The 22228-nt window shown below is 36.8% G+C and carries 22 protein-coding genes; 1 reads left to right on the top strand and 21 read right to left on the bottom strand.

The genetic code is table 11. The annotated features are described in order from the left end of the window. Positions 1-25: 25 nt before the first annotated feature. The 10 genes from nth to NYE61_RS02035 form a co-directional block, all read right to left on the bottom strand. Positions 26-679: an endonuclease III gene (nth, locus tag NYE61_RS02080; RefSeq protein ID WP_303449221.1), complete on the bottom strand. Its 654-nt coding sequence runs from the start codon at positions 677-679 to the stop codon at positions 26-28. A 4-nt stretch (positions 680-683) separates the two neighbouring features. Beyond that, positions 684-1373, bottom strand: a complete 690-nt coding sequence (locus NYE61_RS02075; protein WP_095309027.1) for a DnaD domain-containing protein — start codon at positions 1371-1373, stop codon at positions 684-686. A 172-nt stretch (positions 1374-1545) separates the two neighbouring features. Further along, positions 1546-2838 carry an asparagine--tRNA ligase gene (gene asnS, locus NYE61_RS02070; RefSeq protein WP_095309101.1) on the bottom strand — a complete coding sequence of 431 codons (1293 nt, stop codon included), beginning with the start codon at positions 2836-2838 and terminating at the stop codon, positions 1546-1548. 231 nt (positions 2839-3069) lie between these two features. Next, a complete protein-coding gene (locus NYE61_RS02065) occupies positions 3070-3582 on the bottom strand; it encodes a DUF5590 domain-containing protein (RefSeq protein ID WP_240033788.1) in 513 nt (170 codons plus the stop codon). A gap of 379 nt (positions 3583-3961) precedes the next feature. Beyond that, entirely contained in the window at positions 3962-6763 is a 2802-nt protein-coding gene (dinG, locus tag NYE61_RS02060; RefSeq protein WP_303449216.1) for an ATP-dependent DNA helicase DinG, read from the bottom strand. A gap of 241 nt (positions 6764-7004) precedes the next feature. Next, complete coding sequence (locus NYE61_RS02055) at positions 7005-8000, bottom strand: biotin--[acetyl-CoA-carboxylase] ligase (protein ID WP_095309021.1); 996 nt, start codon at positions 7998-8000, stop codon at positions 7005-7007. Continuing rightward, positions 7976-9175 (bottom strand): CCA tRNA nucleotidyltransferase, encoded by a 1200-nt coding sequence (locus tag NYE61_RS02050; RefSeq protein WP_303449213.1) that lies wholly within the window; start codon positions 9173-9175, stop codon positions 7976-7978. The genes NYE61_RS02055 and NYE61_RS02050 overlap by 25 nt, the downstream gene beginning before the upstream one ends. Before the next feature lie 2 nt (positions 9176-9177). After that, on the bottom strand, positions 9178-10320 hold the full coding sequence (bshA, locus tag NYE61_RS02045; RefSeq protein ID WP_251658880.1) for an N-acetyl-alpha-D-glucosaminyl L-malate synthase BshA: 1143 nt from the start codon (positions 10318-10320) through the stop codon (positions 9178-9180). 215 nt (positions 10321-10535) lie between these two features. Continuing rightward, positions 10536-11330 carry a 4-hydroxy-tetrahydrodipicolinate reductase gene (dapB, locus tag NYE61_RS02040; protein WP_095309014.1) on the bottom strand — a complete coding sequence of 265 codons (795 nt, stop codon included), beginning with the start codon at positions 11328-11330 and terminating at the stop codon, positions 10536-10538. Between the two features lie 15 nt (positions 11331-11345). Continuing rightward, on the bottom strand, positions 11346-11690 hold the full coding sequence (locus NYE61_RS02035; protein WP_095309011.1) for a nucleotide pyrophosphohydrolase: 345 nt from the start codon (positions 11688-11690) through the stop codon (positions 11346-11348). A gap of 165 nt (positions 11691-11855) precedes the next feature. Between NYE61_RS02035 and NYE61_RS02030 the strand changes: the two genes are divergently transcribed. Next, a complete protein-coding gene (locus NYE61_RS02030) occupies positions 11856-12728 on the top strand; it encodes a YitT family protein (protein WP_303449209.1) in 873 nt (290 codons plus the stop codon). Between the two features lie 379 nt (positions 12729-13107). On the opposite strand, the gene NYE61_RS02025 is transcribed toward NYE61_RS02030, so the two are convergent. The 11 genes from NYE61_RS02025 to NYE61_RS01975 all read right to left on the bottom strand — a co-directional run bounded on the left by NYE61_RS02025 (position 13108) and on the right by NYE61_RS01975 (position 22223). Further along, a complete protein-coding gene (locus tag NYE61_RS02025; RefSeq protein ID WP_095309007.1) occupies positions 13108-13788 on the bottom strand; it encodes a zinc metallopeptidase in 681 nt (226 codons plus the stop codon). A 63-nt stretch (positions 13789-13851) separates the two neighbouring features. Then, the gene (locus NYE61_RS02020) at positions 13852-14124 is read right to left on the bottom strand and encodes a sporulation protein YpjB (protein WP_095309006.1); all 273 of its coding nucleotides are present in this window, start codon (positions 14122-14124) and stop codon (positions 13852-13854) included. Positions 14125-14290: 166 nt separating this feature from the next. Further along, positions 14291-14866: a DUF1405 domain-containing protein gene (locus NYE61_RS02015; protein WP_095309004.1), complete on the bottom strand. Its 576-nt coding sequence runs from the start codon at positions 14864-14866 to the stop codon at positions 14291-14293. 76 nt (positions 14867-14942) lie between these two features. Continuing rightward, complete coding sequence (locus NYE61_RS02010; protein WP_095309003.1) at positions 14943-15716, bottom strand: menaquinol-cytochrome c reductase cytochrome b/c subunit; 774 nt, start codon at positions 15714-15716, stop codon at positions 14943-14945. A 15-nt stretch (positions 15717-15731) separates the two neighbouring features. Continuing rightward, positions 15732-16406 carry a cytochrome b6 gene (locus NYE61_RS02005; protein WP_095309001.1) on the bottom strand — a complete coding sequence of 225 codons (675 nt, stop codon included), beginning with the start codon at positions 16404-16406 and terminating at the stop codon, positions 15732-15734. Positions 16407-16412: 6 nt separating this feature from the next. After that, positions 16413-16925: a ubiquinol-cytochrome c reductase iron-sulfur subunit gene (locus NYE61_RS02000; protein ID WP_095308999.1), complete on the bottom strand. Its 513-nt coding sequence runs from the start codon at positions 16923-16925 to the stop codon at positions 16413-16415. 198 nt (positions 16926-17123) lie between these two features. Further along, positions 17124-17582 (bottom strand): YpiF family protein, encoded by a 459-nt coding sequence (locus NYE61_RS01995; protein WP_095308997.1) that lies wholly within the window; start codon positions 17580-17582, stop codon positions 17124-17126. An 83-nt stretch (positions 17583-17665) separates the two neighbouring features. Further along, the gene (locus tag NYE61_RS01990; protein ID WP_095308995.1) at positions 17666-18214 is read right to left on the bottom strand and encodes a ReoY family proteolytic degradation factor; all 549 of its coding nucleotides are present in this window, start codon (positions 18212-18214) and stop codon (positions 17666-17668) included. Positions 18215-18314: 100 nt separating this feature from the next. Continuing rightward, entirely contained in the window at positions 18315-19583 is a 1269-nt protein-coding gene (locus NYE61_RS01985; RefSeq protein WP_095308993.1) for a tetratricopeptide repeat protein, read from the bottom strand. 222 nt (positions 19584-19805) lie between these two features. Next, positions 19806-21092, bottom strand: coding sequence for a 3-phosphoshikimate 1-carboxyvinyltransferase (gene aroA, locus NYE61_RS01980; RefSeq protein ID WP_095308991.1), 1287 nt, complete (start codon positions 21090-21092; stop codon positions 19806-19808). Positions 21093-21122: 30 nt separating this feature from the next. Then, a complete protein-coding gene (locus NYE61_RS01975) occupies positions 21123-22223 on the bottom strand; it encodes a prephenate dehydrogenase (protein WP_095308989.1) in 1101 nt (366 codons plus the stop codon). Positions 22224-22228: the final 5 nt, after the last annotated feature.

Genomic DNA, 22228 nt, shown 5'->3' with positions numbered 1-22228 from the left:
AATTATTCATTTCGATTCCCTAAAATTACATGATCGCTTTTTTCATTCGTTTTTGCCCTTCTCTACAAAGCTCAAGCAGTGGACATTCTGGGCAATTTGGGTTTCTTGCCTTACAGTGGTATCTCCCGAAGAAAATCATACGGTGATGTGTAACACTCCATTCATCTCTTGGCACTTTACGCATAAGCGTCTCTTCTACCTGGATCACAGAATCCTTCCACCTGCATATACCTAGCCGTTTGGAAACCCGTTCGACATGTGTATCCACAGCAATTGCTGGCTCATTAAATGCAATGGAAGCAACTACATTTGCAGTTTTCCTTCCTACTCCTGCTAACTTCACTAATTCTTCTTTTGTCTGTGGTACTTCCCCATTATAATTATCGAGTAAAACTTGACAAAGCTTTCTTATATTTTTAGCTTTCGTTCGGTAAAGCCCAATTGACTTTATATCTTGTTCCAGTTCTTCAAGTGTCACGTTAAGATAATCCTCTGGCTTTTTATATTTCTTAAATAAGTTTGCCGTTACTTTATTTACAAGCTTGTCTGTACATTGTGCAGATAGCAAAACTGCGATAACAAGTTCAAATGGATTGGAATGGACAAGCTCTCCTTCTGCGTTCGGAAACATTTCCTCCATGACATCAAGGCAATATCTTATTTGCTTTTTCGTTAACATTGTCTCAATCTTCCTCCTCTAGCCAATTATAGTAGAATGATGTGTCGCGTTTTGGTATATTTTCTTGATTGGAAGTTGATTGGGTTAGGTGAAATTTTTTGCTTGCGTTACGAGCTTGATCAACAGAATGAATCCCTTTCTTTTTCCATTCTCGAAGTATCCTGTCAATATACTTAAAATTAAGCTTCCCCATTAACACAGATTCACGTAAGCCAGCTTTGATTAATGCTGGGGTTATTTCATCTTCATCAATCCAAGCATTAATTGTTTCTATCTCAAAAGGAGATAATGGTCTTCCAAATTCTTGTTCAAACACAATAAATATGGTACCAATCGTATCAATCGAATGCTCTTCTTGAATTTCTTCTTTTGAAAATAGCTTTTCCCAAAGGGGATCCAGCGAGTAAGCTTCACTCAATTGCTTACTTTCATTTTCTTTTTTTTCAATGGAAAGGAGGTCTTTTTTGACTAATTTTCGCAATAAGTTTGCACATTCTTGCTCATCCATTGTTACATGAAGAGAAAGCTCATACGGTGTAGGAAAATCATTTCTAATTTGTAGATAACGAAGTAATTGAAGAACAAGCATTACTTCCTTTTCATTTAACCCTAGTTGCTTATACTTAGAAAGCAATTCGATTGGTACCTGTAATTGATTGAGAATAATTTGTTGTAATGAAAATTTATTTGTCATGTTTTGTCTGCACCTCTATTTTAAGTATAGCATGAAAGGTATATTCTAACATAAAGTGGAGCTTATTTAGTAGGATCCCCCCAAATGTAAGCACCACAAGACAGACCAGCAAGTCCTTAAACAGAAATTAAAATCCCTTGCTTATAATTTTGCAAGGGATTTTAAGGGTTGCTTATGGATATAGACGATTAAGCAATCTAGGGAATGGAATCGTTTCTCTTACGTGCTCAACCCCAGACAGCCAGGCAACCGTACGTTCTAGACCTAATCCAAATCCAGAATGTGGTACACTTCCATACTTACTTAATTCTAAATACCATTCATATGCTGGTCCTGTCAGTCCGTGCTGTTCATACCTTTCCTGCATTAATGCTAAGTCATCAATACGCTGTGAGCCACCAATAATTTCACCATAGCCTTCTGGTGCGATTAAATCTGCACAAAGGACGACATCAGAGCGTTCTGGATGAGGCTTCATATAAAATGCTTTAATCGCTGCTGGATAATTAATAATGAACACAGGCTTATCAAAGCTTTCAGCAATTGCTGTTTCATGCGGAGCTCCAAAGTCTTCTCCCCACTCGATATCATCAAAGCCTTTTTCTTTTAACAATTCAATCGCATCATCATACGTAATTCTAGGGAATGGTGCTTTAATATTTTCCAATTTGGTTGTATCTCGTCCAAGAACTTCTAGTTCAAGTTTACAATTTTTCAGTACAGACTGAGCGATATAGCTTACATAATTCTCTTGAATTACTAGGCTTTCTTCATGATCGACAAATGCCATTTCTGGTTCAATCATCCAGAATTCAATTAAATGCCTGCGCGTTTTCGATTTTTCTGCACGGAAGGTTGGTCCGAATGAAAATACTTTACCAAACGCCATTGCTGCTGCTTCCATATAAAGTTGACCACTTTGTGATAAGTATGCTTCCTCGTCAAAATATTTCGTATGGAATAATTCAGTTGTTCCTTCTGCTGAAGATCCTGTAAGAATTGGCGGATCAATTTTTACAAAATCATTTTCATTGAAGAATTGGTATGTTGAACGAATAATTTCATTTCGGATTTTCATCACAGCATGTTGTTTCTTTGAGCGTAACCATAAATGACGGTGATCCATCAAAAACTCAGTACCGTGATCTTTAGGTGTAATTGGATAATCAACTGCTTCCTGAATAACTTCAATGTCACTAACCTGTAGTTCATAGCCAAAAGAAGATCTTGTATCCTCAACAATTTTACCGGTAATATACATACTGGTTTCCTGCGTAAGACTTTTTGCTAGTTGAAACGTTTCTTCTGATACGTCATTCTTTACGACTACTCCTTGAATAAATCCTGTTCCATCACGTAATTGTAAAAAAGCAATTTTTCCACTAGATCGTTTGTTTGTAAGCCAAGCACCAATTGTTACTTCTTGATCTTTATGTTTTGCTGCTTGTGAAATAGTTGTTTTCATATTTATATTTCCTCCAAATACTAAAATGTTTTTCCATAAAATGAAACTCATTCAGTGAAGGCTTTCTTTCCTCCCCACTGAATGTTAGCACCACAAGGGAGAGCCACAGGCCCTTGTACAGAGTCAGGAATTTACGAGCTGTTTTATCCTTCTTCTTTACATTTTTTATTCTCAATCTTTGAGGTAATGCGTGATAAATAGCTCGTCTTAGAACGCTGGGTGGGTTTAGCACTAATTAAACATTCTTTTAAATCGATACATATGGACGTCGGATCCATCATAGATGGACTTATAGTCAAGCACATAATCATCATTCATGTCGTTATAGGCAATTTCCCATAATGCTTCGTTTTCTTCCAATGCAGGTGTGACCTTGATGAGCTCACAGCTATCGCATTCTGCTTGCCATCTTTCAATGATTTCTTCCTCTGTCAATATTTCAGATTTGTCAATCGTTGTCAAGCTTTTTTCATTCCCTTCGAGCGGGTAAAAAATAAGCTTTTCTTCATTTGCATCATTTTTTCCAAATAAAACATGATAAGCCGCCGAGCCATTATATTGCTCAATTTTTTCTATTTCTGTAATAGACGTTTGACTTAGGATCTGCCTGCTTGTTTCATCAAATCCTGCTGTCTTGCTATCATATAAGTTATTGTAGAGAACGATACCATAAATACCTAGTGCAATAAGGATAATAAGTAAGGTCAATGAGCTCCATAATAGCCATTTTGATTTATTCATCATTATTAATAACTCAGCCTATAGATTGAATTTTTAACTTTATGATGCGAACAATCAACAAAAGTATTTGAAAATAAACTTACTGTATATTGATTCATCAACATCCCTCCAACAATTGTGTTTCTATTTTAGATATTTTTACTATACATAGCTCTTGTAAGGATGTAAACAATAAAAGCAACGTCGAATTAAAAAGCACAACTACAATAATCCAGTAGTCGAAGACTTTGCTTTAATTTGTTAATTTGACCAAAAAAACCTAACCCATATCACATCTTCACTCACTACTGGTGTAATAACATCAGTAGTTTTTTTCGTCCCTCTCCTGCGAGCGAGACTTCCCTCTTCCCTTTATACCGCTACAGGCTCCCGCTGTTGTTGTTTAAAACCATTCTTCTGCTTTATCCAGTAACTCTTGTGTGGAATCAAACGAAATAGGTACGTCTGGTATTGAGTCTGTGAAATATTTGCCATACCGTGTTTTAATGATACGGGCATCACAAATAAAAACAATGCCTCTATCACTTGATGAACGGATAAGCCTGCCAAATCCTTGCTTAAATTTAATAACGGCATTTGGTAATGATAAATCCATAAATGCATTTTTTCCGGCTTCTTTTAACAGATTAGACTTCGCTTCAAACACTGGATGGTTTGGCGGCTGAAATGGAAGTCTAACGATCACGAGGCACGACAAATCGTCACCTGGTATATCAACACCCTCCCAAAATGAACTTGTTCCAAGCAAAATCGCATGATCAAAGGTTTGAAAATTCTTTTTTAATCTTGACCTACTACCACTCGTTATTCCTTGTCCAATTAAGACATATTTACCTGTATCAATCGTTTCTTTTAAAAGTGTATAGGATTTCTTCAACATATCGTACGATGTAAATAAGACGAGCATTCTACCCTCGGTAATTTCAGCCAAAGACAATATTGCTTCACATGTAGCGTAAATAAAATCATCAATGTTTCCATACTTAATATCTGGAAAATCATTTGGAACAAGTAATTGAACTTGATTCTTATAGGAGAAAGGCGACGCTATTTTCTTCGTTATTAATCGATCCGTAATTAACCCTAACCTTTTCTGAATGTAATCGAATGAGTTCTTCATCGTCAATGTAGCACTTGTCAAGATAACGCTTTTCTTACTTTGGAAAAAATCATTAGCAAGTAGTTCTGAAACCTCTGCTGGCTCTCTATATAAATAAACCACATTTTTGGTGCCTTTTGTATCAATTTCAATCCATTTAACATGTGGAACGTTTCCTTCAATAAAGAAAAACAGTTCCAATCGATCAATAAAGTCCTCAAATGTGTTCGTAATTCCATCTAATTCTTCTTTATCATATTTGTCCATTATCTTCTTTTTCGTTAAATGCTGTTCCATAAGTGCAAGGACATGAATAAGATCTCTAATAAAAAATGTAAGCCTTGTTACCATTTCTTGAATTGCATCCCATGTTTGTCCTGTTTCTTTTTCTTCATCAAGTCGGTATTGTAATCTACCGATATCACTTAATGATTTATTGTTTTTATGTTGAGACACTACATATTGATATAAGCTTTGAAATAAGTCATCAATTTCATATTTTGCCTGATCAAATAGGTGATCCCATTTTTCTAGTGGAACATCCACATCTGTCAATGAATAACTCGATACAAGCTTACTAAATAATTTACCATCATGCGTCCGGCCGATCTGATTAAAGGTAAATTGTATATTGTTGTAATCAAGTTTCATTCCATAATGATGTGATGCAGTTTCTTCAAAGTGATGTGCTTCATCGATAATTACTTTTTCATATGCTGGTAAGAATTGATAATCATTGAACATATCTGTACATAGTAATGCATGATTCGTTATCACAATATCAGCTTTTTGCGCTTTTCTGCGGGCTTTCTGATAAAAGGACTTTGAGTACCATGGAGAGAAAGGCTCTACCTTTCCTTCTGCATCCGTGGATATTTTATGATAGAAAAAATATCCACTGGATGGTAACTGTATTTCGTCAATATCTCCAGTATCTGTTTCCGTTAACCATATCAGTAGCATTGCTTTTGTTAACGCAATATCATAGTTGTCGTTTGAACTATCATGTAACTCATATGCAAATTTTTCTAAGCTAATATAGTGGCTTTTTCCCTTTAGGAGTGCTACCTGAAACGGAATGGCAATCAGCCTTCTTAAAGCAGGAATCTCTTCTTCCAGCAATTGACTTTGCAATTGTGTAGTATATGTACTAATAATTAGCCTTTGATTTGACTTTACCGCTTCAAAAATTGCAGGAATTAAGTATGCCAGCGACTTCCCTGTTCCAGTTTCAGCTTCAATCAATGCATGTGAGTTCGCTTGAAAGGAGTCAAAGATTAATTCTGACATTTCACGTTGACCAGTTCTTTTTTCATACCCTTTCATCTGCTTCTCCATAGAACCATTTGTTTCATAAATTCCATCAAGATATTCACCAAAGGACTGATTTAAATTAGGTGTCTCTATTTTTGTCTCCGTTGCTTCTTTAAATGCAAGACCTTGATAAATTGTTAGCTCTTCAGGTGCGGTAGTTGCAAATGCCAATTCATCTATTCGATTTGACAAAATTTCGTGGAGATCGGAAATAAATAGTTTCTCCAGTTTTAATAATTGGGCAATCGTTTCATATGGTAAAGTCTTTAATTTGTCCATCAGTTTTAAAAATAACTTGGCAGTAACATATGCATCGGACAGTGCTCGGTGTGGGTCATCATGATGAATATCCAAATGTTCCGCTAACTGTCCAAGTTTATAACTAGGTGCTTGAGGAAATAGTATTCGTGAAAGCTCTACCGTATCTAAAACTGGATTTGTCAATCGATCTCTTCCATTAGCTGCAAGTTCTGTGTTTAAAAAACCAAGATCAAATTTTACATTATGAGCGATTATATAACTATTTTTAAAAATATCAACTATTTTATCAGCCTTCTCATTAAATAACGGTGCATCTTCCACATCACGATCAGAAATCCCGGTTAAATTAGAAATAAACGGTGGAATTGGTATCTTTGGATTAAATAAGGTTGTACGGGTATCCGTGATTTCGTTATTTTCTATAACAACGATACCAACTTCAATTATTTTATCATTTTTTAAAGGAGAATGCCCTGTTGTTTCCAAGTCAACTACGACAAATTTATTCACCTGATCCACCTTACCTTCTGAGTCCGGTTTATCTAAATGTTATTCTCATTAAATTCATTCGATTTTTTCAGACCTTTTATTTATTAATAGCAAAACTCTTATCGTATATATTGATAAGAGTTTGTTAACTTAGTGGTATGCCCATACCTTTTACAGAATAATGAGCTCCATAATAATGATAGCAGGATTTCTACCAACGTCAACTACTAACTGTTGCTGAGGTTAAGAAGGTTTCAGCTGTTTATTTCATGCTACTATCATCAAACCACTCTATTTCAGCAGAATAAAGTGAGATTGGTTTACCTTCCATTGATTCTGTACAGAGTGCACCATCGTCAGATATCCCAAGAAACGGCGCTCTCCAACGATCCTTAAATGTTTTGATAATAATATCTTCTCCCATTTTGAAACCGTAGCTTTCCCATTTCTTTTTAATTGGTAAAAATCCTTGTGCTATATAGTTGTCGAAGGAAGCTTCAAAAGCAATTAACAGCTCTTGGATAATATTTTTAATGGATAGTTCATTGCCTGTTTCAATTCGCAATGACGTTGCTTTGGATTGGATATCCTGATGTAGATCATCTCGCGCTTGATTTACGTTTAAACCAATCCCGATTAAAATGTATTGAATTTGATCTTGTTCTGCCTGCATTTCCGTTAAGATTCCTGCTGTCTTCTTTTCGTTAATCAGAATATCATTGGGCCATTTGATAAATGGTTGAATAGTATCATATCGATCCAATACATCTGCTAAAACAGTAGCTGCTAATAATGTAAGCTGAGATGCATGGGTAGGTGGGATTTTAGGTCTTAGAATGAGACTTAACCACATACCCTGTCCCTTTGCAGAGTGCCATGATCGGTTCATTCTTCCTCTTCCGCCAGTTTGTTCATCCGCGACAATTATCGTGCCATGTGGTGCCCCTTCACGAGCTGCTTGATGTCCAATTGCTTGTGTAGAATCTACTGTCGGATGATGAATAATCTTCTTTCCAATCCACTCTGTACGGAGTCCCCATTTTAGTGTATTACTACTTAACTTATCTGGAAATTCAGTTATACGGTAACCAATTCTTGATTTAGCTTCGATTTGGTAACCATCTTTTTCGAGTTCTTTCATTTGCTTCCAAACAGCATTTCTTGAGATGCCGATCGCATCGGATAGAGCTTGTCCAGAAATATAAGCATCTCCATTTTCTGCGAGGAGCTGAATCAATCGGTCTCGGGTGGATTCCATTTTATCCACTCCTTTATCTCTTTTTTATTATTATTTAATTCACCGGATACAACCTTATATTCAATACAATTTAGTAATTCTTGTATCCAACGCCCTCTCTTCCTCTCGGGGAAAATCGCCATTAAATCATATCCATCAATTGTCAGCTCTTCTTTCAAACGAATGGAAATCTGTTGTTCAATTGCTTCCAACTTGTGCAAGCTAACTGTTGTTTGTGTTAAATTTTCGCTAATTCGTATGAAACCTTTATATAAAGACGGTGTTAATTGATAGATAAGCCATCGATCCAAGCCATGCGTTTCGAAATAAGAATAAGCCTCGACTAATCGAAGTGCCTCTTGTTTTGTTTTGTTCGAGCATTTCCATTCCTTGACCCACCGAATGACCTCTATCTTTGGATTGACAAGATGGAATAGCGCAATAACTTCGGCAAAGGATTGTAATGGTGTTATTGATACCGGCAATGAGAAAAGAATCTGAGGGGAATCGCAAAATACAGGTAAGTATCGTTCGATTTGCAAATTCCTCACATAAGTTAAAGCTTGGTTAACATCATTCCCAGCAAATAGCTTCGAAAATTCATTAGCAATCCGCTCAATTGCAAGTGTTTTAATTTCACTGCTTACTTCCTTCATTTCCTGTAAGGTTTTCGGGTCAATTGTAAATCCTAGCTGACTTGAAAAGCGAATCGCACGTATAATCCGAAGTGGATCTTCCGTAAATCGCTCATAGCCATTTCCTACTGTTCGAATAACTCGATTCTCAATATCGTGGATTCCGTCAAATAAATCAATCATATTACCATTTAAGTCCATTGCTAGTGCATTAATGGTAAAGTCCCGTCTCTCTAAATCTTTATCAATATTGTCGATGAATACGACTGAGTCGGGGTGTCGTTTATCCGTATAATCTCCATCGATACGGAATGTAGTTACCTCAAAAGATTCGTGATTATGTCGTACAATTACAGTTCCATGCTCTATACCAACAGGAATCACCTTTGGGAAAATTTTCTGAATGAATGAAGGTGATGCCGAGGTTGCAATATCGATATCACCGATAGGGCGCTTTAACAAATAATCACGTACACATCCACCTACAAAATAAGCTTTGTGCTGATGTTTTTCAATATGTTCAAGCACTGGTATTGCCTGTAAAAATGCTCCTGGTAGCATGGTTAATCACCATTTTCTATATTGGATGTTAAAACAGTATCATATAGATGCTGATATTGGTTTACAATTTTTTCTGACGCAAATTTTTCTTTAGCCTGTATTAAAGCATTTTCCGAAAGACGACGCATTAAATGATTATCTGTTAGCACTTCAATCGCATAATTTGCTGCCGAATCAGTATCTCCCAGCTCGACCAAATACCCTGTTTTATCATGCTCAATCACTTCAGGGATCCCACCTATATTGGTACCAATACATGGTACACCGCATAACATTGCTTCAAGTAGAACAAGACCGAAGCTTTCTTTTTCTGATAATAGCAGCATTAAATTGGATATGGATAATAATTCACTTATATTTGTTTGTTTTCCTAAAAAACGTACATGCTCTTTTAACCCAAGTGCCTCTACGAGTTGTACCGTATCAGGGTATTCCGGTCCATCGCCGACAAGTAGTAATGTACTTTTGACTTCATTTCGGACTTGTTTAAAAGCATATATGATGTCTCGTACGCGTTTTACTTTTCGGAAGTTTGAGATATGGATAAGCACTTTTTCATCGTTTGATATTCCGTATTGTTGCCTTAATGCAGGGACATCTTGCTTATAATAGTCCTCTTCATTTACAAAATTATAGATTGTCGCTATCTCCTTATTTACATCAAGCATTTCAGTTGTTTGCTTAACAAGACTCTTTGAAACAGCAGTAACAGCATCCGATTTTTCGATTCCGTGCTTAATCACCTTTTTAAAGGTTTGGTCAATACCAAGTACGGTAATATCCGTTCCATGAAGGGTTGTTACTATTTTTACATCGTGGTCTGCAATATCCTTAGCCATGATAGCACATATAGCATGCGGCATTGCATAGTGAACATGCAGGATATCAAGTTTTTGCTGATCGATAACCTCAGCCATCTTTGCTGCAAGTGCTAAATCATATGGTGGATATTGAAAAACCGGATAATGATTTAATTCCACTTCATGATAAAATATTCTGGGGTGAATTTTCGTTAGCCGAAAAGGAATGCTAGACGTAATAAAATGAATTTCATTTCCCTGTTCAGCGAGCAGTTTACCAAGTTCTGTTGCAATTACTCCTGATCCACCTACACTTGGGTAGCATGTAATCCCTATTTTTTTCACATTTCTCCTTCTTTCTATACCATTACTCTCACTTTTTACATTTTAGAAAACAAAGACACCCACCAATTCTAGGCCAATGAATGCCTTTCCTCTGTTTTTTATGATTAATGTAGCATAACAAAAGATATTCACAGCTATAAGAATACATCACTATATATTGACTGGATGTTAGAATTTGTACTATCCTAAATTCAACTTCATCCTACTAATATGACTTACAAGATGTTTTCCAGTCCGTAGGCAAGCTCCTTCATGTCCATAACATGATTAACAGAAAGTTTAATCCCATCCATAAATGATTCACGGTTTAAAGAGTCATGCTTGATGGATAGGGTTTGACCAGGGCTTCCAAAAATCACTTCCTGATGTGCAACAAGCCCTGGCAATCGAACACTATGAATGTGCATTCCGTCCATTTCAGCGCCACGTGCACCTCTTATTGTTTCTTCTTCATCTGGATGACCTTGTTTTTTATATTCTCTAGATTGCCTGATTAATTCTGCTGTTTTCTTTGCAGTCCCAGAAGGGGCATCCAATTTTCGGTCATGATGCTTTTCAATTATTTCTACATCGGAAAAATATTTGGCAGCCATTTGGGAAAATTTCATCATTAGTACAGCACCAACTGCAAAATTGGGTGCAATAATACAACCTAAATTACTGGACTTTGCAAGCTCCGCTAGCTCATTTAATTGTTCATCTGTAAATCCTGTCGTTCCAACTACAGGTCTTATATTATTTTCTAATGCCAATTTTGTATGGTAGTAGCCAACCTCGGGTACAGTTAAATCGATAAAAACATCAGCTTTTACTGCTTCAAAACATTCTTTTGCATTTTCGTACACTGGTACATGTAATGGAGGTAAACCCGCAATATCCTTAACTTCTTTACCACCATTTTTCCGATCGATGCAAGCTACTAATTTAAAGTCGGATTCCTGATTCACCATATTTACTGCTTCTTGACCCATTCTGCCTCTTGGTCCAGCTAAAATAATATTTATTGTCATCAATTTCTCTCTCCTTTAGTTCTGATCATTTTTACGAGTCCAACGATCTTTATCTCTTGTCTCAATTTTACTTATCGCCATATGAAATGACTCGGAAAGGTCGATATCTAATGAATTTGCAAAACAAGCGAGAACAAATAAGATATCCCCTAGTTCTTCTTCAACAGTATGTGTTTTCTCAGAAGTTTTTTTTGGCTTTTCGCCATGATAATGATTTACTTCCCTGGCAAGTTCACCGATTTCTTCTGTTAATCTTGCCATTTGAGATAAAGGTGAAAAGTATCCCTCTTTAAACTGAGAAATATAAGCATCAACCCGTTGTTGTATTTCTTTTGTGCTATATGTAGGTGTATCGATGATATTCCCTTCTTCCTTTTTGTTCTCCTTTCATGTTAGCTAAAAGCTACACGTTTGACAAATTTTTTATATGGGAAAATAAAATTGTTGTTCAAAATTAAATTGACTATAATAAGAAGAGGTTTAATTCATCTACGAAATTGATATCGTTATCTGGAGGTTATGCAGATGCTAAAAGGGTTAAGACTTAAAAATATACTTTTTATTGTACTAGGAGCCGCCATTTTTTCATTTGGTATTGTTCACTTTAATATGCAGAATAACCTTGGTGAAGGTGGTTTTACCGGAATTACATTGCTGCTTTATTTTCTATGGGAATGGGATCCTGCTATCTCCAATATTATATTAAATGTTCCACTGTTTTTTATTGGGTGGAAATTTTTAGGAAGAAACACCTTTATTTATACAATACTTGGAACGGTTATGGTTTCGGTTTTTCTAAGGATTTTTCAGACCTACCAATTTAATGTCCCGTTAGAAAATGATATGACGTTGGTTGCTTTATTTGCTGGTGTATTCATCGGTGTTGGCCTAGGAATTATATTCCGTTTTGGAGGAACAACAGGTGGAGTTGATATTATTGCAAGACTGGTGAACAAATATGTCGGATGGAGTATGGGTCGAACAATGTTTTTATTCGACTTTATTGTTATAGCAACATCCGTATTTGTAATATTAGATTTAGTGGAAGGTATGTATACACTTGTCGCTGTATATGTTGGTGCTCGGGTAATTGATTTCCTTCAAGAAGGAGCTTATTCAGCTAAAGGAACAACCATCATCTCAGGGAAAAGCAATGAAATCGCAGAAAAAATTCTTACTTCAATGGATCGAGGAGTAACTGTATTAGATGGGCGCGGTAGTTTTTCAGGTGAAAAGCGAGATGTACTTTATTGTGTTGTTGCAAGAAACGAAATTGTAAAATTAAAAGCGATTATTAACAGTATAGACCCACATGCATTTGTCGCTGTAACGACCGTACACGATGTGCTTGGTGAAGGCTTTACTCTCGATGAGAATAAAAATCCGATACAAGATTAAGCAAGAACACAATCGGGACGCCCGGTTAGCGACGTACGGACTGCGCCCCGAACTCTGGTGTTCGATGAGTCGAACATTCCTACACAGGAGATTCACTCCAAAGTATAAGATGAACGATGACTTTCGTCTCCAAGGGCGAAAGTCAAGTTCATCTAAAAGGAAACATGCCAATTTAGGGGTATGCCGATATCAGGCGTAGTCTGGTTTTAATCGGCCACCCTTTTAATTGGAGACGATGCCCGATGTCACCACAAGGGTATAAGTGCGCCTAAGCCTTTTATAGTTCCTGAGCAGATAGAAAAAGGATGACCCGTAGCGTCATCCTTTTTTCTACTTTATTTACCTAAAATGGTGTTCAGCAAATGATCGTTTTTACATACTATTCTCTGCTGGCAAGATAAATCAATATAAATCTAACAAGTTCCGCTACCGCTACAAGTGCTGCTGCTACGTATGTTAAAGCTGCGGCATTCAGAACCTTCTTTGTTTCTCGTTCTTCATTATTTCGAATTACTCCTGAAGAAACTAATTGCCCCATCGCGCGGTTAGATGCATCAAATTCTACAGGAAGTGTAACAAGTTGGAATAATACCGCGGCGGACATAAAGATGATACCAAATAGTACTAAGTTCATGGCTCCTAATATCATACCACCAAGGATCAAGAAAAGGGAGATGTTGGAACCAAAGTTTGCTACAGGTACCAATGCACTTCTAAACTTCAAAAATGCATATTCCTGCTGGTCTTGAATAGCATGTCCTACTTCGTGAGCTGCTACAGCAGAGGAAGCCATAGAGCGACCATCGTATATTCCATCAGAAAGTTTAATTACTTTATTTCGCGGGTCATAGTGGTCAGTTAATGTTCCTTTTGTTCGTCCTATTTGAACATCATAAAGTCCATTATCATCTAAAATTTTGCGAGCAACTTCAGCACCCGTCATTGCAGATGATGTTGGCTTTTTTGAATACTTTTTGTACGTGCTTTTTACTCGCGATTGCGCCCATATTGGTACAATCATTAATATAGCAATATAAATCAAGTAACTCCCTAAACTCATTTGCATTCCTCCATTAGAAGTTTAAAATACTTTCTAAGGTCAATTTTAGTCAAATTTAATGTATTAGTCAACTGATTTATCCTTATTACGTGCTTCTCTTGCTTTTACTTCTGCTTTATATTTTCTCCAACTTACATAGGATAATGTAGCCGTTATACAGCCACCAACAATTATAGCTGCCCAAATAAACGGAGTAATACCAGACTGCTTTTCAACTATATGTTCAGTATTTCCCACACTCGCTTCAATCCATACAACTCCAAAGTAAATGTTTAACCCTATCCCTATGAGTACCGCAGCTGTGACCCGAACAAGCAGTTTTAATCTGTTTACCATAGAGATCACCTCATATTTTTATTATTACTTGAAGTGTATGAGGAAAGATCTCGGTATATAACAGTTAAGTTTATAATACTTCCTTTAATAAGGAAGTCAAAAAACTAATCCGATGAATACCATTTGTTCTCGAAGCCATTTTAATGGCTATTGGAACAACAACCACTTATATCAATTTTTTTCGATGAATTGTTAACCAATACGTGATAAAGATACAAAGGATACTTAGCCAGAAGGTAAAATAACCAATTTCATTCATGTACTTTGTCAAAGAAGAATACATTGGCATCATTTCAAATACATAGTCTATAACATCATTATGTAAAGTCCAAATTGCAGCGACTGCAATATGTTTTAATTTAATTTTATAGAATGGAGCATACAAAAGCCCTTGGATTGCCATTCCTGCATGAGAAGCCATTAACATATACCCTTGCCAGCTTAGTGATCCTTCAATGATTAATGTAAGTAGGTTCATCACAACCGCCCAGGTACCGTATTTGAGTAAGGTCACTACACCGAGAGCTTCCACATACGGAATATTTCTGCCGAAAAGAAAGAACAACAAAAAAATGGTAAAAAACAAGCTTGCAGTAGGACTATCTGGAACGAAGATGAGAAAAATACTTGGCGTTATGGAAAGCTGCGCCTTATACCAATAATAACCATAAATGGTACCCAAAAAGTTAATTAGAAAAAGGCAGAAAATAAATCGCTTGTCTAGTAATATATATTTAATCATTCTTCCTATCCTTCCTGTCATTCCGATGTAAAAACACCTTCACCAATTTTAATGGTAAAGGTGTTTTAAAAAGCAATTATTCAGCTGATTCATTTACTGTGATGATAAAGTCGGCTAACTGCTCTAACTCTTCATCTGTTCCTTGGAATTGATCTGCTGGCATCGTACCGATACCATCTACAGCAATCGTAGCAATTTCCTCGGCGCTAAGTTCAATTCCTACTAAAGATGGCCCCGCGCCACCCTCTAATTCAGCACCATGACATGCTAAACAGCTATTTTCATAAGCTGCAAATCCAGGATGACTCTCATCAATTGTCACTTCTGCTTGTGGGACTGGCTTGTTCGCTTCAGCACGGCCTTCCCAATCAACATGTGCTGCCGATGTATAGGTTAACCATATAACAGCTACTAATCCAAGTAGCATCATTCCAATTGCAACTGGACGTTGGTGTGGTCTGCGGCCAGGACCGTTGTCCAAGAACGGCGCAAGTAATAACGCACCAAATGCAAGCCCTGGAAGGATTAGTATCCCCATTAATGTCCAATCTCCACTTGCAAATTCATATTTCAATAGTTCATATAGGAATAAGAAGTACCAATCTGGCAATGGTATATACGACGCATTAGTTGGATCGGCCATCCCCTCTAATGGTGATGGATGTGCCAATGTTAAACATAAAAATCCAACTAAAAATACTGCACCAACCAACCATTCTTTTAATAAAAAGTTGGGCCAAAAAGCTTCTGTTCTTCCAGGATACTCAGAATAATCTTTCGGTATATTAGGTTTTCTTTCAGCAGAGATTCGAGAATCCCCAACAAACTTCATACCTTTACCCTTATGCATCACTTACCCTCCTTTTTATAGTGGTCCGGATATACCTTGTCTACGAATTAAAATAAAGTGAATTGCTAATAGCGCAAATAATGCTCCCGGCAGGAAGAATACATGAATTGCAAAGAATCTTGTTAATGTTTGGGCACCAACAATGGTTGCATCTCCAGCCAGTAAAGTTTTCAATTCTTGTCCAATAAATGGAACTTGTTCAGCTATTTCTAGTCCAACTTGTGTTGCGAAATATGCTTTATTATCCCAAGGTAATAAATAACCAGTAAAACCTAAGCCGAGCATAACGAAGAAGATTAATACACCGACCATCCAGTTAAGTTCACGTGGTTTTTTGTAAGCACCTTGGAAGAATACGCGTAAGGTATGTAATAATAGCATGACAATTACAACACTAGCACCCCAATGGTGCATACCTCTTACAATCTGCCCATGAGCTACTTCAGTTTGCAGATAGTAAACGGACTTCCATGCATTTTCAATATCTGGAACATAATACATTGTTAAAAACATTCCAGAAAGAATTTGAATTACCACAACGAAAAATGTTAAACCACCAAAACAATACACAAATGCAGAAAAATGATGAGCAGGGTTAACATGTTCTGGTACTTCATGATCTGCGATGTCACGCCATATCGGCGTAATATCAATACGATCATCAATCCAATCATATATTTTCTGTAACATTCGTCATTACGCCTCCCCTCTTGGTTTTGGTTCGCCTAGGAATAGCATTCCATCTCTTACTTCCTGCTCATATTCGTCTAGAGGAGCTAATGGAGGTGTACCTGGAACGTTGGTACCATCCTTGTAATAGCGTCCATCATGACAAGGGCAGAAATATTCGTTTGGATGCTGGTCACTACCTTCCCATGAAACAACACAACCTAAATGTTTACATACTGGGGAAAAAGCTACAATTTCATCATTTTCATTTCGATAAACCCATGCAGCACGATTTACTTCAGATTCATACCAACCATCAACTTGATCAATTGTCCAATCGATTCGCTGTGGCTCTGCTGTAATATCGTCGACTGATAAACCTACGTTTGCCATGTCTCCTGCAGAAGATTCTTTTAATACTGGATCAATGGCCATCCTTATTGGAGAAATAAGTAGCCCCGCTGCCATAAATCCTCCTACCCCTGTAAGCGTATAATTTAAAAACTGTCTTCGGGATACTTGCTGTTTTTCATCACTCATGATTTTCCCCCCTCTTTACCATAATCACGGACATATCATTTTTAATCAGATTACTAGGACAATACCATGATAGCGCAATCTTTTTATTCGGTCAATATAAAACAATATTCACACACAAAAGATGACACATTATCGAGAATTTTTTAATTACTGACACACTAAAATATGACGTTTTTTATACTTCTACTATATCTATTATTACCAATATGCACGAATTAACTCTACCATTTGAGCAACTTGTTCACGGACGGTTTTATGCATTTCTTTTGAGTTCAACTCTCCTGTTTGTACAGCCGGTATCCATAACAGGGTACTTTCTAGTTCCTGCTCATGCTTTTTCCAACTTGGGTCAAATGTTAAGTGAAAGATATGCTTAAAAGGCTGTTCTTTCATTTCTGCCGACCACCTATTCAATCGGGCTACCTCTGTTTGTTTATCAATTGACTTCAAGTAAGAATAATGTGGTGCTAGTAACATTCTTCCGGTTAACTCTTTTTCGAGTTCGTGTGAGAGGAGGGTAATCATCTCGGCTTGAATAGCTGCTTTTTCTGACTCTTCATCATTTGCAATACCAAACGGGACTAGAGGAACTACAATAGAATCTATGTATTCTTTACTCTGGAAATATGTTTGAAGATCTGCTTTTCTCCATTTCACCGCTGTATCATCCTTTCTATAACGATAATTGTGTACTATTATTAAATCTTATCTTATATAGACAAAAAAAATCAACCTAAAGCTTAGGTTGATTTTTTCAAATCGGCTAATTCTTTTGTAAGTACCAGGAACCTCTCACGGTCTTTGCTCTTCAATGCATTATCAATTTCAGAGAGTATTTTTTCCTTTTTATATTGATGTAAGGAATAATTTAATAGCTGGTTAGCAATATCCTTATCCTGATTTGTAATATAGTAATCAACTGGGATGAAAGGATTTTCTTCCAGTACAGAAGCATAATATGAATTCTGATTAGCATTTTTAAAATTCAGCTGTAAATATAAGGACTCATCCTGATTGAGCCGGATATCATGGAAGGACTTTTCTGCATCTGTGGTTACAAGGTGGTCCTTGTAAAATCGAAATGCTACTTCATCAGAACAGTGACTTGTCATCATAATCCCTCTAGAACAATATTTCACATCTCTGACAAAATGCACATTTGCTAATAAATCACTATGATTGATTAAATAATTCAGGATCCAGACGCTTTCTCGTTTTTTAAGGCGGTAATGATTTAAAAACCATTGAATAAAACTTTTTTTATCTTTGGCAGTGACAGGCGTTATCATCTGTTTTACCCCCCTTTTAAAGTTTTATTAGAAAACAAGGCTCCTTTGTGTATATCTTAGTTGCACTTACACGGCTAACACTTTAATAGCTGCTGAAATTCTACTCACCTAATTCATATGTTTGTTTTAAACGTGCTAAGTATGACTCAACTTCCTCGTCCAACGGCTGCAAACGAACATAGGATTCAAAAACTGGGATAGCTTCTTTGATCTTACCGTCTTCCGTAAGAAAATAGCCAAACTCTTTCAAGAAGTCGCTATCTTGATTTAAACTAGTATATGCATCACGGTAGCTTTTTAATGCATTATCAAACGATTCAATTTCATTAAATGCACGTGCTAATTCCCAATCATAAAGTGGATCCTCTGCACCTAATTTCTGCACCTCTGTTATAAGGTCTGTAATATTTATATGTGCTTCGTTCTTTTTAAATAACTCAATTAAGAACAGGATAGCCTCTTTATAATCAGGGTCTAATGCGATTGCTTCTCGAATAAATTTCTCACTCTCATCATCCTGACCTAACTGATGTGCAATAGAACCTGTTAGAAAGAATAGTTCTTTATTGTATTCATCCATTTCGAGCCCTTTTTTTGCGGTTTTATACGCATCCTCTAATAGCCCTTCCTTTTCATAAACCATTGCTAGCTGATAATAAGCTGTATGGTAAGACTCGTCGATTTCAATTACATGCTCCCATGCTTTTATTGCAATATCATTTCGATCTGTTTGATATGCAGTAATTCCATATTTAAATAGCTTATCGGCATTTTCATTACCATCCTCAGTAAAGTAGGTTAATGATTTTTCATATTCGCCAGCAGCTGCATAGGATTCACCAAGTCTGTCATCTATTGAAATATGGGCAACTTCATCACGCTTTGACTTAACCTTTTCGTAATAGGTAATCGCTTTGAGATACTCACCAATCGAAAAATATAATTCTCCAAGCGCAAAGTCGATGACAACCTCTCCTGGTGCAAGTTGCTTCGCCGTTAATAGTTTTTGCTCAGACACCTCGAATAATCCTTGCGCTTGATATAAATCAGCTAATTGGATCAGCGCTTGTATATATGCTGTATCGTCCTTTTCTATTTCATTAAGGAGCGTTATTGCTGGTTCATCTTCCTCGAGCTCAATAAAAATATCTGCCAAAGAGGTTTTTAAATCGCTTTCGTCCGGATATCGTTTCAATAAATCTTCTAAAATAAGTCTTGCATCTTGCAGATGTCCCCATTGTCTATAAAGCTCTGCAATCGTATATTTTTCATCATCATTTGCTTTAGATAAGTAATCCCCCAATAGTTGGATCCCTTTTTCAGCTTGATTATTTTCTATTAATTTTACTGCTTCCATAATGGTGTCCATGACGAACATCCTCTCTTCAAAAAACTCGCATGAATTTCGACTATTATTAATGAAATAAATGATTGATTCAATTATACAATAAAAGCGAAGATGACTGAAACAGAAATGCATCTATATACGTTTGTTTTTGCATCAAAGTTGTACATTATGTTAAAAGAGAAGAAATTGTTATCTGGTTTTTAGTTTGAAACAAAAAGAGCCTGCTTTGCGCAGACTCTTTTATTAGGAGATGGATTCTAAATCTTTAAAGAAGTTCGGATATGAAATTGCGATACAGCTAGTATCATCGATTGTCACTTCACCATCTGTTATGAGGCTGGCGATTACTCCCATCATTGCGATACGATGATCATCATAAGAAGCTATTTTACCACCTTTTAATGGTGTTTGTCCTTTTATAATTAATCCATCCTCAGTTGCTGTAATATCAGCCCCTAGGGTTGATAAAACATCTACTATTGCTGTGATTCGATCTGTTTCCTTGACCCGTAATTCTTCTGCGTTTCTAATTACCGTTGTCCCTTCTGCCTGTGTCGCTAAAAGAGCTATTACTGGAATTTCATCGATTAATCGAGGAATGATTTCTCCTTCAATTGTGATACCTTTTAAAGAGCCATGGGCAATTCGAACATTTCCAAATGCCTCTCCACTTGTAGAATGCTCAGTTACAATTTGAATTTTTGCGCCCATTCTATTTAAGACTTCAATTATACCAGTTCTGCTAGGATTCAACCCTACATTTTTCAGTAAAATTTCACTACCAGGTACAATAGCTCCCGCAACTAAGAAAAATGCAGCAGATGAAATATCGCCCGGAACATGTACATCTGTCCCAGTTAGATCACTTTTGTTCGTAACAGTGATTGTGTTTCCATCAATTGTTAGATCTGCACCAAAGGCTTTAAGCATATTTTCCGTGTGATTTCGCGTCGGAATTGGCTCTGTAACTTTTGTTTCACCTTCTGCAAGTAAACCAGCAAGAAGAATCGCTGATTTAACTTGAGCGCTTTTAACTGGCAGGGTATAATTGATTCCTTTAATCGCCGTCCCTCTGACTGCTATTGGAAGTAAGCTTCCATTAAATCTGCCATCAATTATTGCGCCCATCTGTCTCAATGGATTCACTACTCTGTCCATTGGTCGTTTGGAAAGAGAGGCATCCCCATAGATTGTCGTAAAGAAAGGTAACCCAGCTAGGATTCCAAGCATTAGTCTAGTTGTTGTTCCTGAATTACCGAAATCTAAAGGTTGATCTGGCTCAACTAATCTTTTTACACCCTTACTTTTAATTATTAATGTTGTATCATGAACATCGATAGAAACGCCCATTTCCCTAAATGCTTCCACCGTCCTCATGCAGTCTTCCCCATCAAGAAAATGCGTGATTTTCGTTATTCCATTTGCTAAAGAACCGAAAATTACTGCTCGATGCGAGATTGATTTATCTCCCGGAACTAAAATTTCTCCCGAAAGCGGATTGTTCGATTGCTGCAATGTACATTCGCTCACTATCTATTCACATCCTTTATTCTATTGGCATTATTGTTGTATCATCGTTTCGTACCCATTATTCTCTAATAATGTTGAGCTTGCTACCTGAGCTTTCTTTGAACTAAAGCTCAGTCTCATATGGCCCGTAATATCTTCACGAACTTCAAGAATTTCTATGTTCTTAATACTAATTTTCTCTTGGGCCAATAACTGCACAATGGAAGCAATTGCACCGGGCTGATCTCTAATATCAACATACAAGTCGTAAAAAGCAGGAATAGCACCTTTTTTTGATTCTGCCAAACCGTCTCGATATAGCTTTGCTTTATTGAGATATGTAATCATTTCCTCTTTTTGATCATGATCCAGAAGCTGCTTTAGACCTTTCATCTCTTCTATCCACTCTTGAAGTAACACGGACATTTTATCCCGATTATGATAGAAGATATCCTGCCAAAGCTCTGGATTGCTTGAGGCAATGCGCGTAATATCCCGAAAGCCTCCTGCTGCGAGCTTTGGTAGGAATGCATGCGTATTTTCCCATTTTTTTGCTTGATGTACAAGGGATGAAGCGATTAAATGAGGAAAGTGTGATACAACACCAGTCATTTCATCATGCTCATTTGGCATTAAGACAACAAATTTACTTTTCGTTTGAATTAAAACGCCTTTTAAAGCTTCAATCTCATTGTGTTGATTTCCATTTGTAGGTGACAATACATAAATCGCATTTTCAAATAGATGTGCCTTTGCTGCTTGCACACCTCTTTTATGTGAACCAGCCATCGGATGGCCACCAATGAAAGTTACATTTTCACTGTTTAACGAACTTGCTGTTTTTAAAATCGCTCCCTTTACGGATGCGGTATCAGATATAATCACTTTCCGTTTAAAGGATACCGTTTTAAGTAGATTCACCAATGCGATTGTTTCCGAAATTGGTGCTGCCAGAATAATAAAATCGGATCGCTGTGCTGCTTCTATAAAATTAGTACTTGCCTCATGAATGATACCGTTTAAACGTGCAAACTCAAGTGAAGCTTCATTCAGATCATATCCGATAATATGATGATCACTTGATTGCGCCATGCCCTTTGCAAGGGAACCTCCAATTAAACCAATTCCTGCTACTAAAATCGTCTTTCGCATTTTAT

It is taken from the genome of Oceanobacillus sp. FSL W7-1304 (assembly GCF_037969805.1).
Classification (GTDB): Bacteria; Bacillota; Bacilli; order Bacillales; family Amphibacillaceae; genus Oceanobacillus; species Oceanobacillus profundus.
Note: the sequence above shows the minus strand (reverse complement) of the source record. Positions and strands in the feature narration are given on the sequence as shown.